This is a genomic window from Variovorax sp. OAS795 (assembly GCF_040546685.1).
Classification (GTDB): domain Bacteria; phylum Pseudomonadota; class Gammaproteobacteria; order Burkholderiales; family Burkholderiaceae_C; genus Variovorax.
Window position 1 is genome coordinate 5,047,032 of sequence record NZ_JBEPOH010000001.1, and the last position, 13,698, is coordinate 5,060,729.

12 protein-coding genes are annotated in these 13,698 nt (G+C 68.3%); 9 read left to right on the forward strand and 3 right to left on the reverse strand.

The features are described from left to right. Window positions 1–7: 7 nt before the first annotated feature. Window positions 8–619 carry a protocatechuate 3,4-dioxygenase subunit alpha gene (gene pcaG / locus ABID97_RS24385; protein ID WP_354401369.1) on the forward strand — a complete coding sequence of 204 codons (612 nt, stop codon included), beginning with the start codon at window positions 8–10 and terminating at the stop codon, window positions 617–619. A 78-nt stretch (window positions 620–697) separates the two neighbouring features. On the opposite strand, the gene ABID97_RS24390 is transcribed toward pcaG, so the two are convergent. Next, complete coding sequence (locus tag ABID97_RS24390; protein ID WP_354401370.1) at window positions 698–1,390, reverse strand: c-type cytochrome; 693 nt, start codon at window positions 1,388–1,390, stop codon at window positions 698–700. A 161-nt stretch (window positions 1,391–1,551) separates the two neighbouring features. Here ABID97_RS24390 and ABID97_RS24395 point away from each other — a divergent pair, with 161 nt between their 5' ends. The 7 genes from ABID97_RS24395 (at window position 1,552) to ABID97_RS24425 (ending at window position 11,056) form a co-directional block, all read left to right on the forward strand. Further along, window positions 1,552–2,406, forward strand: coding sequence for an AAA family ATPase (locus tag ABID97_RS24395; RefSeq protein ID WP_028259245.1), 855 nt, complete (start codon window positions 1,552–1,554; stop codon window positions 2,404–2,406). Between the two features lie 61 nt (window positions 2,407–2,467). Continuing rightward, a complete protein-coding gene (locus tag ABID97_RS24400; protein ID WP_354401371.1) occupies window positions 2,468–2,719 on the forward strand; it encodes a hypothetical protein in 252 nt (83 codons plus the stop codon). 25 nt (window positions 2,720–2,744) lie between these two features. After that, window positions 2,745–3,341: a GNAT family N-acetyltransferase gene (locus ABID97_RS24405; RefSeq protein WP_354401372.1), complete on the forward strand. Its 597-nt coding sequence runs from the start codon at window positions 2,745–2,747 to the stop codon at window positions 3,339–3,341. A 25-nt stretch (window positions 3,342–3,366) separates the two neighbouring features. Next, a complete protein-coding gene (locus ABID97_RS24410) occupies window positions 3,367–4,554 on the forward strand; it encodes a vWA domain-containing protein (protein WP_354401373.1) in 1,188 nt (395 codons plus the stop codon). 72 nt (window positions 4,555–4,626) lie between these two features. Beyond that, window positions 4,627–6,555 (forward strand): autotransporter assembly complex protein TamA, encoded by a 1,929-nt coding sequence (locus ABID97_RS24415; protein ID WP_354401374.1) that lies wholly within the window; start codon window positions 4,627–4,629, stop codon window positions 6,553–6,555. Between the two features lie 14 nt (window positions 6,556–6,569). Further along, complete coding sequence (locus ABID97_RS24420; protein WP_354401376.1) at window positions 6,570–10,679, forward strand: translocation/assembly module TamB domain-containing protein; 4,110 nt, start codon at window positions 6,570–6,572, stop codon at window positions 10,677–10,679. 74 nt (window positions 10,680–10,753) lie between these two features. Further along, window positions 10,754–11,056 (forward strand): hypothetical protein, encoded by a 303-nt coding sequence (locus tag ABID97_RS24425; RefSeq protein ID WP_354401378.1) that lies wholly within the window; start codon window positions 10,754–10,756, stop codon window positions 11,054–11,056. Window positions 11,057–11,083: 27 nt separating this feature from the next. Here the strand turns inward: ABID97_RS24425 and ABID97_RS24430 are convergent, their stop codons facing one another. Then, entirely contained in the window at window positions 11,084–11,938 is an 855-nt protein-coding gene (locus ABID97_RS24430) for a LysR family transcriptional regulator (RefSeq protein ID WP_354401379.1), read from the reverse strand. A 114-nt stretch (window positions 11,939–12,052) separates the two neighbouring features. On the opposite strand from ABID97_RS24430, the gene ABID97_RS24435 reads away from it, so the two are divergent. Further along, window positions 12,053–12,289 (forward strand): hypothetical protein, encoded by a 237-nt coding sequence (locus ABID97_RS24435; protein WP_354401380.1) that lies wholly within the window; start codon window positions 12,053–12,055, stop codon window positions 12,287–12,289. A 25-nt stretch (window positions 12,290–12,314) separates the two neighbouring features. On the opposite strand, the gene oxlT is transcribed toward ABID97_RS24435, so the two are convergent. Further along, complete coding sequence (gene oxlT, locus ABID97_RS24440) at window positions 12,315–13,640, reverse strand: oxalate/formate MFS antiporter (RefSeq protein WP_354401382.1); 1,326 nt, start codon at window positions 13,638–13,640, stop codon at window positions 12,315–12,317. Window positions 13,641–13,698: the final 58 nt, after the last annotated feature.

Below are 13,698 nucleotides of genomic sequence, written 5' to 3' on the forward strand. Positions count from 1 at the left end.
ATTCGCCATGCCATTGATGACCGCACAGGAAGCCGACTTCGGCCAGACCCCCTCCCAGACCGTGGGCCCCTACTTTGCCTACGGCCTCACCGCCAGCCAGTACGGCTACGACTTCGACCAGCCTTTCGACGCCGTGGTGGCGCTGGACAACGCCACGGGCGAGCGCATCCGGCTCGAAGGCCGAGTGATCGACGGCGACGGCAACCCGATCGGCGATGCGCTGGTCGAGATCAGCCAGCCCGACGGCAACGGACGCTATCCGCAGACGCCGGCCGAGGCCCGCGAGATCGGCTTTCGCGCCTTCGGCCGCGCGGGCACCGGCACCGATGCGCAGAACCGCTTCGTCTTCCACACGGTGAAGCCGGGCGCCGAGGCACCGGGCGAGGCGCCGCACATCAACGTGATCGTCCTGATGCGCGGTTTGCTGCTGCATGCCTTCACGCGCGTGTATTTCAGCGACGAGGCCGAGGCCAACGGCAAGGACGCCGTGCTGGCCAGGGCGCCGGCCGAGCGCCGCCACACGCTGATCGCCGAGCGCGTGGCGCAAGGCGGTGCCGTGACCTACCGCTTCGACATCCGCATGCAGGGTGCGGACGAAACGGTGTTCTTCGACGTCTGAGCGGCACCGTCCGGACGAAAAAAAGCCCGCTTCGCGCGGGCTTTTTCATTGGAGAACGCTGCGCGTTCGCCCGGTTGTTTACTGCGCGCCGTGATGGATGCGCGATTCAGGCACCGTCTTGAGTTCGCCCGGCAGCGAGCTGATGTAGCTCGCGAGCGTCTTGAGTTCGGCATTGGTGAACTTCTTGGGCTCGACCTGCTGGGCCATGACCGCATTCGAACGGCCCAGGTGCGGGTTGTTCTTGACGCGGTACGACTTGAGCGCCACGAAGAGGTAGTCGGCATGCTGGCCGGCCAGCTTGGGCACCGTGCCGTCGTTCGGGGTGTTGAAGTTGGCGCCGTGGCACTTGGTGCAGCTGTTGTCCTTGTCGCGCGACACCAGGGCCTGCACGTTCTCGGGCATCGGCTTGGCCAGTGCGGCCGGTGGCGCATCGCCTTCCTTCAGGCCGAGCTGGCTGTAGTAGGCGGCCACATCGGCGATGTCCTGGTCCTTCAGGGTGTCGGCAATGGCGCGCATGGTCGGGTGCTTGCGGTCGCCGGCCTTGTAGGCATTGAGGGCCGAGGTGATGTAGCTGGCGCTCTGGCCGGCGATCATCGGCACCTTGTGGATCTCCGGAAAGCTGGCCTGGTAGCCGATGATGCCGTGGCAGCCCACGCACATCGCAACCTTCTTGGCGCCCTCCTGGGCATTGCCCGTGACTTGCTGGGCTTGCGCCGAGACCGTCACGCAAGCGACAGCGAAGGCAAACATCGTGGTCAACAACTTGTTCATTTTGCGCGCACAATCTCGTGGAGATACAGTTTTTCGAATCAACATTCGATTATATGCAAGGGTCCTCCGGGAACCTTCGCCGGCCGCCCAAAGGCTGCGCAAAGCGAATCGAGTGTGTTCTTTTCTCCACCCGGCCTCCTCCACCTGCTTGCGTTCCACTCATGAAATTCAAGGGCTCAGACAACTACGTCGCCACTCAGGACCTGATGCTGGCAGTCAATGCCGCCATCACGCTCAAACGCCCGCTGCTCGTCAAGGGCGAACCCGGCACGGGCAAGACCATGCTGGCCGAGGAAGTGGCCGAATCGCTCGGCCTGCCGCTCCTGCAGTGGCACATCAAGTCGACCACCAAGGCGCAGCAGGGCCTGTATGAATACGATGCCGTGAGCCGCCTGCGCGACTCGCAGCTCAAGGACGTCGACGGCGGCGAGCGCGTCAAGGACATCCAGAACTACATCGTCAAGGGCGTGCTGTGGCAGGCCTTCACGGCCGACCAGCCGGTGGCGCTGCTGATCGACGAGATCGACAAGGCCGACATCGAGTTTCCGAACGACCTGCTGCGCGAGATCGACCGCATGGAGTTCTACTGCTACGAGACGCGCGAGCTCATCCGCGCCAAGCACCGGCCGGTGGTGTTCATCACCTCCAACAATGAGAAGGAGCTGCCCGACGCCTTCCTGCGCCGCTGCTTTTTCCACTACATCAAGTTCCCCGACGCCGAGACGATGAAGCACATCGTGGCGGTGCACTTCCCGGGCCTGAAGCAGGAGCTGCTCACGTCCGCGATGAAGACCTTCTACGACGTGCGCAACCTGCCGGGCCTCAAGAAGAAGCCGTCCACCTCCGAGCTGCTCGACTGGCTCAAGCTGCTGGTGGCCGAGGACATCCCGATCGAGGCTCTTCAGAGCAAGGACGACAAGGTGGCCGTGCCGCCGCTGGTGGGCGCGCTGCTCAAGAACGAGCAGGACGTGACGCTGTTCGAGAAGCTCGTCTTCATGCAGCGCAACAACCGATGAGCCCCCGCCCGGCCGCTCCGAAGGGGACTCGCACCGCAGTGCGAAGCACGGAGATTTCCTTGTGAATCAGCCGCAGGCGCCGCATCCGGTCGGGCAGCTGCTCAAGTTGGGCGTGGCGCAGGCCGTGCTGTTCGTGGCCGGTGCGCTGCTCGGGCGCTGGGTCGGGCTGCTGCTCGGACTCGATGCCTTCGGCCCCAACGGCTACGGCAACCGCGAGATCTTCGGCATCCTGCTGATCGGCGTGGGCGGCGGCGGCGGCGTGCAGATCGCGCGGGCCTGGTACGACCGCAAGTACGGCAAGCCCAGGGGCTGAAAAACAATAGCGAGGGGTGTTGAAGATGGCGTTCGTCGAACCTGTCACGCTGAAGGGCCGCGACCTGGCCCTGGTGCCGCTGTCGCTGGCCCATGAAGAGGGCCTGCGCGCCGCCGCGGCCGACGGCCAACTCTGGAAGCTGCGCGTCACCTCGGTGCCCGAGCCGCACGAGACCCGCGCCTACATCGAGACCGCGCTGCAGGGCCGCGAGGCGGGCCACCGCATGGCCTTCGCGGTGACCGAGGCCGAGAGCGGCACGGTGCTCGGCAGTACCAGCTTCCACGACATCCTGCCCGCCGTGAAGCGCGTGGAGATCGGCTACACCTGGTATGCCAAGCGCTGCCAGCGCACGCACGTCAACACCACCTGCAAGCTGCTCATGCTGACGCACGCCTTCGATACCCTCGGCTGCAACGTGGTGGGCTGGCGCACCGACAATTTCAACTTCGCTTCGCAGCAGGCCATCGAGCGGCTCGGCGCAAGAAAAGACGGCGTGATCCGCGGCCATGCCATGCGCCGCGACGGCACCATCCGCGACACCGTCATGTACAGCCTGCGCGCGGGCGAGTGGCCCGAGGTGAAGGCCCAGCTGCTCTACCTGCTCGACAAGCCGCGAAGCTGAAGCAAAGTTCAAGGAAAGCCCGACCATGCTGATCGACTTCTTCTACACGCTGCGCTCGGCCAAGCTGCCGGTCTCGGTCAAGGAATACCTCACGCTGCTCGAGGCGCTGCAGGCCGACGTGGTCGGCCCCAACTCCGACGGTGCCTTCGGCCTGGATGACTTCTACTACCTGTCGCGCACCGCGCTGGTCAAGGACGAGAAGCACTACGACAAGTTCGACCGCGCCTTTGCCGCCTACTTCAAGGGCGTGGAGATGCTGGCCGACTTCACCAAGGAAGTGCCGCTCGACTGGCTGCGCAAGACGCTGGAGCGCGAGTTCACGGCCGAAGAAAAAGCCAAGATCGAGAAGATGGGCTGGGACGAGCTCATGGACACGCTCAAGAAGCGCTTCGAGGAGCAGAAGGAGCGCCACGAGGGCGGCAACAAGTGGATCGGCACCGGCGGCACCTCGCCCTTCGGACACGGGGGCTACAACCCGCAGGGCATCCGCATTGGCGGCGCGGGCAAGAACAAGAGCGCCGTGAAGGTGTGGGACCAGCGCGCCTACAAGGACTACGACGACAGCCAGGAACTGGGCACGCGCAACATCAAGGTGGCGCTGCGCCGGCTGCGCAAGTTCGCGCGCGAAGGCCACGAAGAAGAGCTGGACCTGGACGACACCATCCACTCGACCGCCGCCAATGCCGGCTACCTCGACATCAAGATGCGGCCCGAGCGCCACAACAACGTCAAGGTGCTGCTGCTGATGGACGTGGGCGGCACCATGGACGAGCACATCCAGCGCGTGGAAGAACTGTTCTCGGCCGTGAAGACCGAGTTCAAGCACCTGGAGTTCTACTACTTCCACAACTGCGTGTACGACTTCATGTGGAAGAACAACAGGCGCCGCTTCTCCGAGAAGTTCGCGACCTGGGACATCCTGCGCAAGTACAACAAGGACTACAAGCTCATCTTCGTCGGCGACGCGACCATGAGCCCCTACGAGATCCTGCAGCCCGGCGGCAGCGTCGAATACAACAACGAGGAAGCCGGCGCCGAGTGGATCCAGCGGCTCACGCACGCCTTTCCCAAGTTCGCGTGGATCAACCCCGAGCCGCAGGGCGTGTGGCAATACCGCCAGAGCATCGGCGTGATGCAGCAGCTCATGTCCAACCGCATGTACCCGCTCACGCTGCGCGGCCTCGAAGACGCGATGCGCATGCTTTCGAAGTAAGGCGGCGTGCGCGCGCCGCCGCTGTTTCCGGATGCTTCGGGAGCCGGCGCGCCTTGCTGTCAAAATCCGCCCATGTTCAGGGTGGTCCCAGTCCTTCTGCCGGCGTGGTGGCCGGCATTGCTTTTTATCGGCGTCCTGCTCTTGCAAGGATGCAGCTTGCTGCCGAAAAAAGAAGCCGCGGCGGACACCGCTTCCCCAGCCCTGGTGCGCAGCGGCGACACGGTCGCTGACGAAACCCGCAAGGACGCCGCCCGAGGGCCCCCGCGCGATGCCTTCACCGTGGACGTGCGCGGGCCCGACACCGTGCGCGACTACCTCGCGCTGCACCTGGAGATCCAGCGTTACCGCACGCTCGACGACCTCGGTGCCACCGAGATCTCGCGGCTCATGGTGGCGGCCGAAGCCAATGCGCGCGAACTGCTCGGCACTCTGGGCTACTTCACGCCCACGCTGACACTCGAGCTCAACGAAACACCGGGCAGCACCAAGGCCCCGCGCGAGATCGTCATCACCGTGGAGCCCGGCGAGCCCACGCGCGTGAGCAACGTGCAGCTCAGCTACGGCGGCGCGATTGCCGACGACCCCACCGCGGAGGCGCAGCGTGACGCGATCCGTACCGCCTGGGCGCTGCGGCCCGGCCTGCCCTTCACGCAGCAGGGCTGGGACAACGCCAAGGCCGTCGCGTTGCGCAGCCTCACGGCCAAGCGCTTTCCCACCGGCAGCATCGAGGTGAGCCGCGCCGAGATCGATGCCGACCGGCAGGAGGCCCGGCTCAGCGTCACCTACCAGTCAGGCCCGGCCTACCGCTTCGGCCCGCTGGTGCTTCGCGGCACCGAGCGCTACAGCGCCGACGGCGCGCGCCGCATCGCACAGCTTCCCACCGGCACCGACTACGACCAGCAGAAGCTGCTCGATGCGCAGCAGCGGCTGGCCAGCAGCGGCTACTACGACTCGGTGTTTCTCACGCTCGACACCGACAGCGGCACGCCCCTGGCCGCGCCCGTGATCGCCCAGCTGCGCGAAGCCCCGATGCAGAAGGTGGTGCTGGGCGCCGGCTTCACGACCGACAGCGGGGCGCGGCTTTCGGTCGACCACATCCACAACCAGCTGCCGCTGCTGGGCTGGCGGGCGGTGTCGCGCCTGTCTGTCGACACCGACATCAAGTCGCTCTCCACCGAGTGGAATGCGATTCCCGACGATCGGGGATGGCGCTGGTTCGCGGGGGCCGGGCTCAAGAGCGAGACCTCCGGCAGCTATGTGGTCGACAGCGGCCGCGTGCGCAGCGGCCGCAGCAAGTCGAGCGGGCACATCGACCGCAGCTACTTCCTGCAATACGACTACGCGCAGAACCGCGGCACCAACGCGCCGCCGTCGGCCTCGGCCGTGACCGCCAACTGGGGCTGGACCGGCCGCTATTTCGACGACAACGCCGCGCCCACGCGCGGCTTCGGCGTGGCGCTCGAACTGGCCGCGGGCTACACGCTGACCGGCGAGCGGCTGCCTTTCACGCGCACCTATGCACGCTGGCTCGGCGTGCTGCCGGTGGGCTTCGCAGAGGACCAGGACGCCGCCACGCTGGCGCGCCGCAGCCGGATCCAGCTGCGCGCCGAAGGCGGTGCGGTGTCCGCCAAGGCCAGCGCGCAGATCCCCTCCACGCTGATGTTCCTGACCGGCGGCGACACCACGGTGCGCGGCTACAGCTACCGCCAGATCGGCACCGTGCGCAGCGACGGCCAGATCACCGCGGGCCGCTACCTCGGCGTGGTGAGCGCCGAGTGGCAGCGGCCCTTCGTCCACAACGGCAAGCTCACCGAATGGGAGAGCGTCGTCTTCGTCGACGCCGGCGCCGTGGCCGACAAGCCCGGCGAGCTCAAGCCGAAGGTCGGCCTGGGCGTCGGTGCGCGCTGGCGCAGCCCGGTCGGGCCCGTGCAGGCCGACCTGGCCTACGGCGTGGACACGAAGAAGTTCCGGCTTCACTTCCGCCTGGGCTTCACCTTCTGACGCGCGCGCCCTCGATGCAGACCGACCCCAAGCCCCAGCCGCCAGACGCCGCGCCGCGCGCACGGCGCTCCCGCACGCGACGTGCGCTGCGCGCGCTGGGCTGGACTGTCGGGGGGCTGTTGGCCCTGGTGCTCGTGATCGGCGCGGGCGCGTGGTGGTGGCTCGGCTCCAACCAGTCGCTCGCCTTTGCGCTGGCGCGCGCCGCGCTCTACCTGCCCGCCGGCCAGTCGCTCGAAAGCCGCGGCGTCACGGGTTCGCTGCGCACGGGCGGACGCATCGGCTGGCTGCGCTGGCAAAGCGAGAAACTGGCCGTCGAGGTGCACGACGCCGACATCGGCTGGCAGCTGGCGCCGCTGTTCCAGCGCAAGCTGCAGCTCGGCGAGGTGCATGCGGCGCAGCTCCTCGTCGAGCGCCGCGGGCCGCCGAGCGATACGCCCACCGAGCCTCTCGAACAGCTCGCGCTGCCCATCGAAGTGGCGTTTCCCTTCCGCATCGACGAACTGCGTTGGACCGGTCCGCCCGCGCTGCAGGCCCGCCAGCTCACGGGCAGCTACCGCTACGGCGCCGCGCAGCACCAGCTCGAAGTCAAGGGCGTCGACATTGCCGAAGGCCACTACAGCGCGCGCGTGAACCTGCAGGGGCCTGCGCCGATGGCGCTCGACGCCACGCTGAACGGCCGCGTGAAGGCGCCGCTGGCCGAAGGCCGCAGCATCGACGTGCTGGCCGAGGCCGCGATCAAGGGCAATCTCGCGGGCAGCGGTGCGCGGCTCCAGGTCGCGGCCGAACTGAAGCCGGTCGAGCCCGACGCCGAGGCGCCGATGGCCGCGAAACTGCAGGCGAACATCGCGCCCTGGACACCGCAGCCGGTGATCGACGCCAAGGCCGATCTCGGCAACGTCGACGCATCCGCGCTCTGGCCCGGCGCTCCGCGGACACGCCTCACCGGCACGGTCGAACTGCAGCCCGACGCGGCCACCGGCCCCGCCGCATGGCAGGCCTCGGCCAGCATCCGCAACGCGGTGCCCGGGCCGTGGGACAAGGGCGCATTGCCGCTCGAACAGGTCGAGGCGCGCGTGAGTTTCGACGGCACCAACTGGACCATTCCCGAAGCCACGCTGCGCGCGGGCGGCGGCCGCATCGAGGCGCAGGGCAGCTGGAGCCCGGCGCCTGCGCCGTGGCAGGTTCGCGCCAACGTGCGCGGCGTGCGGCCGGGCCAGCTGCACACCGACCTCTCGGGCGCGCCGATCAGCGGCACGGCCACGGCGCAGCAGCGCGACGACAGCATCGGCTTCGACCTGGCGCTGCGCGCCGAAGGCGGTGCCGGCAGCAGGGCCATGCCCGGCTTCGGCCTGGACCGCGTGCTGGCCCAGGGCCAGTGGAAAAGCCAGGTGCTGGACCTGCGCACGCTGCGCCTGGAGGCCGAAGGCGCGCGCATCGAGGGCAAGCTGCAGGTGCGCGTGGCCGAGCAGGCCGCGAGCGGCAAGCTCGACCTGTCGCTGCCCGGTGGCGCCGCGCAACTCGAAGGCCGCATCGCACCGGCGCAAGGCGGCGGCGACATCAAGGCCCGCATCGACGATGCTGCCGCAGTGCAGCGCTGGATCGAAGGCCTGCCCCAGCTGTCGAAGGTGTTCGCGGGCAAGGCGGCCAAGGGTTCCGCGCGGCTCGATGCCAGCTGGCAAGGCGGCTGGCAGACCATCCAGAGGCGGCTCAAGAACCCTGCCGCGCCGGCCCAGCGCGGCATCGCGGAACCCAGCCTGAAGGCCTTGCTGGCCGTTCCGCAACTCGCGCTGCGCCTGCCCGCGGGCGACGCGACCGGCAACGGAATTGGGAACGGCAACGCCGCGGCCACCACGGTGCAGTTCAAGGACCTGCGTGCGGACCTTGCCGGCAGCTTGGCCCAGGCCACGCTCGCGCTGCAGGGCGAAGCCGGCACCGGCCCGCAAAAGCTCACGATCGATGCGCGCGCGAGCGGCGGCCTCGCGGGCCCCAGCGAGTGGCGCGCCGCACTGGCGAGCCTGCGCCTCCAAGCCTGGGACAGCGCGCGCTTCGGCACCACCGCCGCGCCATGGACCCTGGAACTCGGCCGCGAAGTCAACGCCACCCTCAAGGCCACGGGCAGCGGCACCGCGAGCCGCCTCGATGTCGAAGCCTCCGCCGCCACAGCCACACTGCGCGGACCCTCGCCCGGCACCGTTCGCATCGAATGGCAGCCGCTGCGCTTCTCGCGCAGCGGCGTGGCACCCAACCAGGCGTTCCGCGTGCAGTCCAAGGGCAAGCTGCAAGGCCTTCCCATGGCATGGACCGAGGCGTTTGGCGCCAGCGCCACCTTCGCCGAACTGGGCGTGAGCGGCGACCTGATGTTCGACGGCGACTGGGACATCGATGCCGGCGACACGCTGCGCGCCCATGCGCGGCTCGCGCGCCAGAGCGGCGACATCCGCGTGCAGGCCGGCGAGGCCGCGCTGGTCACGCGCATCACGAGCCGCGGCACCGGCACGGCCAGCGAGCGCACGATGAACTCGGGCGCCGCGCCAGGCGCAGCCGCGCCCAGCACGCCCGCGGGTTTGCGGCAGGCCGAACTGCGGCTCGATGCGCAAGGCGATGCGGTGCGCGCCACGCTGGCCTGGGACAGCGAACGCGCGGGCAAGATCAATGCCGAGCTCAACACGCGCATGCAGCGGCGCGGCGAGGGCTGGCAGTGGGCCGCCGATGCGCCGCTGGCCGGCAACATCAAGGCCACGCTGCCGAACCTGGGCGTGTGGTCGATGCTCGCGCCGCCGGGCTGGCGCGTGGCGGGCACGCTGGACGCCGATGCCGTGCTCTCGGGCAACCGCGCCACGCCGCGCTGGAACGGCACGCTGGGTGCCGACAAGCTCGCGCTGCGCGCGCCGGTCGAAGGGCTGGACCTGCGCGACGGGCGCCTGCGCGCCACGCTCACGGGCACGCGCATCGAGGTCGCCGAATTCACGCTCAAGGGCGGCAGCGGCAGCAACGTGCGCATCGGGGGCCAGAGCGGCAACCGCAGCACCGCGGCCAGCCAGGCCGGCGTCGATGGCGGCTCGCTCTCGGCGCGCGGCGACATCGGCTGGGGCGCGGCCGGCGCATCGGGCACCGGCATCCGCATGGCGCTGCAAGCCGACTTGCGCGCGCTGCGCGTGCTGGTGCGCACCGATCGCCAGGTCACGCTCTCGGGCAACCTGCAGGCCCGGCTCGACGGCGGCCAGTTCAGCGTGCGCGGCAAGCTCAGGACCGACCGCGCGGTGATCATCCTGCCCGACGAAACCGCGCCGAGCCTGGGCACCGATGTGGTCGTGCGATCGGCCGCCAAGGACCGCGAGGCGGCCGAGCAGGCCCGGCGCGACGCCGCGAGCAACGAGGCGCGGGCCGCGCGGCCCGAGACCGCCAAGCCGCCCGACATTGCGGTCAACTTCGACCTGGGCGACGACTTCGCGGTGCAGGGGCGCGGCATCACCACGCGGCTCGAAGGCGACCTGGAGATCCGCAGCACCAAGCTCAATGCGCCGCCGCGCATCACCGGTGAAGTCAAGACCGTGAAGGGCCAGTACCGCGCCTACGGGCAGCAGCTCGACGTGGAGACCGGCGTCGCGCGCTTCAACGGGCCGTTCGACAATCCATCGCTCGACATCCTCGCGATCCGCCCGAACATCTCGCAGCGGGCCGGCGTGCAGATCACGGGCACCGCGCAGTCGCCGCGCGTCAAGCTCTACTCCGAACCCGCGCTGTCCGACGCCGAGACGCTTTCTTGGGTGGTGCTGGGACGCGCCTCGGCCACCAGCGGCGGCGAATCGGCGCTGCTGCAGCAGGCGGCGCTCGCGGTGATCGGCCAACTCGGCAAGGGCGGCAGCAGCGGCGGCCTCGCAAGCCGCTTCGGCCTCGACGAACTGGGCTTCAAGGGGCCCGGCAACGGCGGCGACCTGCGCGAGTCGGCCGTCACGCTCGGCAAGCGGCTGTCGAAGGACTTCTACCTGACCTACGAGCGCAGCGTGGGCGGCACCTTCGGCACCATCTTCATCTTCTACGACCTGACGAAGCGACTCACGCTGCGTGGACAGGCCGGACAGACCAGCGGGCTCGACCTGATCTACACCCTGAAGTACGACTGAGGTCCGGGTCTGCCGCCTTGACCGCGCAAATCCACAGGATAAGAATCATCGACGCCCTCTCACAAGGAACGACGATGGACGATGATGGAGACAAGGGCGAGTGTTCCCCGGTGGACGGTCAGAAGTACGACCCTCCGGGCTACTCGCGAACCACGTTCTTGCGCAACACGCTGCAGTGCGTGATCGCGGTCATCGCCACCGGCGCACTGGCCGCGTCCATTCCCTACTGGGGAGGCGACGACTTTCCGCTCATGAGCCTGATCATCTACGTCGCGGGCATGGTGTTCATCGCCATGCCGCTGTGCCTGTACTACGAGTTGCTGCTCCAGTCGCACCGCGAGCGCGTGGAGCGCGCAAGGCACATGCTCGCCACCTGACTTGCACCAACTGAGCTTGCCATCCGGCTAGGCTGGAGGCTTGGCCTTGACGACCTGCCGCAGCCCCTGGAGCGCGGGGTCCACGATGGCGGCGTCGGCGCCCACCGCATACACCGCATAGGCCGGATACAGGAACTCCGGCGTGCCGGGCACGCGCCGCAGCCGGCCCGATTCGAGATGGCTTTGCACCACGTCGTGGCGGAAGTAGCCGGTGCCGCCCGCCGCCAGCAGGTACTCGCGCCCGAGCGGGCCCAGCCCCGCGCTCACCGCGGCATTCGAAAGCTCCGGAAAGGCCAGGCCATGCTGCGCCGCGAACTCCGGACCCCAATCGACGTACACATAGTCCGCCGGCCGCGGCACGCGCGGGTGTTCCGCGGTGGTGACCATGACCAGCTTCTCCTCGATGAGCAATTCCACGCGCAGGCCAGGCCGCTGCTGCGGCGCGTAGGCAATAGCGATGTCGAGCACGCCCGCGGCCACCTTGTCGAGCAGGTCGTGCGGAAAGCCCACCTCGGTGCGAATGGCCAGCTGCGGCGCGGCGGTGCGCATCCACAGCAGCCATTGCAGCAGCAGCGGATCCCACAGGCTGATCTCGCATCCGATGGCCAGCACGGCGCGGCTGCCGCTCGGCACCGCGACCTGTTGCCGTGCGCGCTCCCACACCTGGACCAGCATGGTGGCGTGCGGCAGGAACTGCTCCCCCGCGGCAGTCAGCACCGCGCCCGCCTTGTTGCGCACGAAGAGCGGGCGGCCCAGCAGTTCCTCCAGCGTTCGCACGCGCGCGCTCACCGAGGTTTGCGTGACGTGCAGCCGCTCGGCCGCGCGCTGGAAGCTGCGCGTGTCCACGATCGCGAGGAAGGTTCGGGCGAGATTGATGTCCATGCCGGCAGCGTTTTCAGTGCATTATTTTTGCAGCCATCCGGCAATTAATATCGTTTTACTTGATGCGAACGCAAGCTGAAGATCGAGGCATCCAAAGCAACCAGGAGTTGACCGATGACCGCCCTTCGCGAACCCTTCCACAGCAGCGCCACGGACAGCCTTGCCGACGCGCTCAAGGCCCTTCTCGACGAAACCCTGATGCTCGCCGAGGCCCTGCTGAGCCCCGGCAAGATCATCGGAGAGGTCGAGCAGATGCGTTCACTGCAGGTTGCGGCGGACAACATCGAAACCACCGATCCGGCGCAGGCCGAGGTGCTGCGCGCCCGCGCCTCGCGCATCGGCCTGCGCTGAACGGCGCCGGGCCGATGTCCGCGGCCTACGACGAAAGCCGGCTCGCTTCGATGTGCTTGCGGCGCATCGGCCGCAGGACGAACCATGCGAGGAGCGCGGCGGCGGCATTGACCGCGCTTGCGGCAATGAACACGGCCTGCCAGCTGCCGGTGGACGCGGCCAGCACGCTCGACAGCGGCACCAGCAGCGAGGCCGTGCCCTTCGCGGTGTAGAGCATGCCGGCGTTCGATGCCGCGTACCTCGAGCCGAAGGTGTCGGCGCAGGTCGAGGGAAAGAGGCTGTAGATCTCGCCCCAGGCAAAGAACACGATGCCGGTGAGCACGACGAACAGGATCGGGTTGTGGCCGTAGTGGTAGAGCATCAGGATGCCCACCGATTCGAGCGCGAAGGCGATGAACATCGTCTGCTCGCGGCCGATCTTGTCGGACACCCAGCCGAAGAAAGGCCGCGTGAGCCCGTTGAGCACGCGGTCGATCGCGAGCGCGAAAGTCAGCGCCGGCAGCACCAGGCCCATGATGTTGACCGGCACGTCCATGATCTTGAAGTCCTGCGCGATCGGCGCCAGCTGTGCCGTGGCCATCAGCCCGCCCGCGGCCACCATCACGAACATCGCGTACATCACCCAGAAGACCGGCGAGCGCAGCACCTCGGAAGGCGCGTAGTCGCGCTGCGACTGCTGCACGTTGCGGCTGTTCGAGCTCTTGGCATGGTCGGGTGCGCGGGTCAGCGCCCAGGCCAGCAGGAACACGATCAGCCCCTGCCCGATGCCGAAGTAGAGAAAGGCCGACTCGTAGCCGCTCGACCTGATCATCGCGGAGATGGGGATGATCGTGATCGCCGAGCCCGCACCGAAGCCTGCGGCCGTCATGCCCGCCGCAAGGCCGCGCCGGTCGGGGAACCACTTCAGCGCATTGCCCACGCAGGTGCCGTACACCGCGCCCGCGCCGATGCCGCCGATGGCCGCCGCAATGTAGAGCAGCGGCAGCGTGTTGGCGAAGGAGTTGATCACCCAGCCCAGGCCGCAGAGGATGCCGCCCACCAGCACCACCGGCCGCGGGCCGAAGCGATCGACCAGGTAGCCTTCGATGGGCACGAGCCACGTTTCGGTGAGCACGAAGATCGTGAAGGCGACCTGGATCGCCGCACGGCTCCAGCCATGTTTCTCTGCAATGGGATTGACGAAGAGGGTCCATCCGTACTGCAGGTTGGCGATCATCGCCATGCACACGATGCCGATCAGCAGCTGGCCCCATCGGTAGGCCTCCGATCGAGTCGCTGTGGCGCCGTGGGTTCCTGCAGGGGGATACAGCGCCGGGTTGGCACCGGCGATCGTTGGCGTAGGCCGAGTCATGGGTGTTCCTTTGTCTTCATGTTGTGTTTAGGTCCGACGAAGTCGGTCGGCGGCCCGG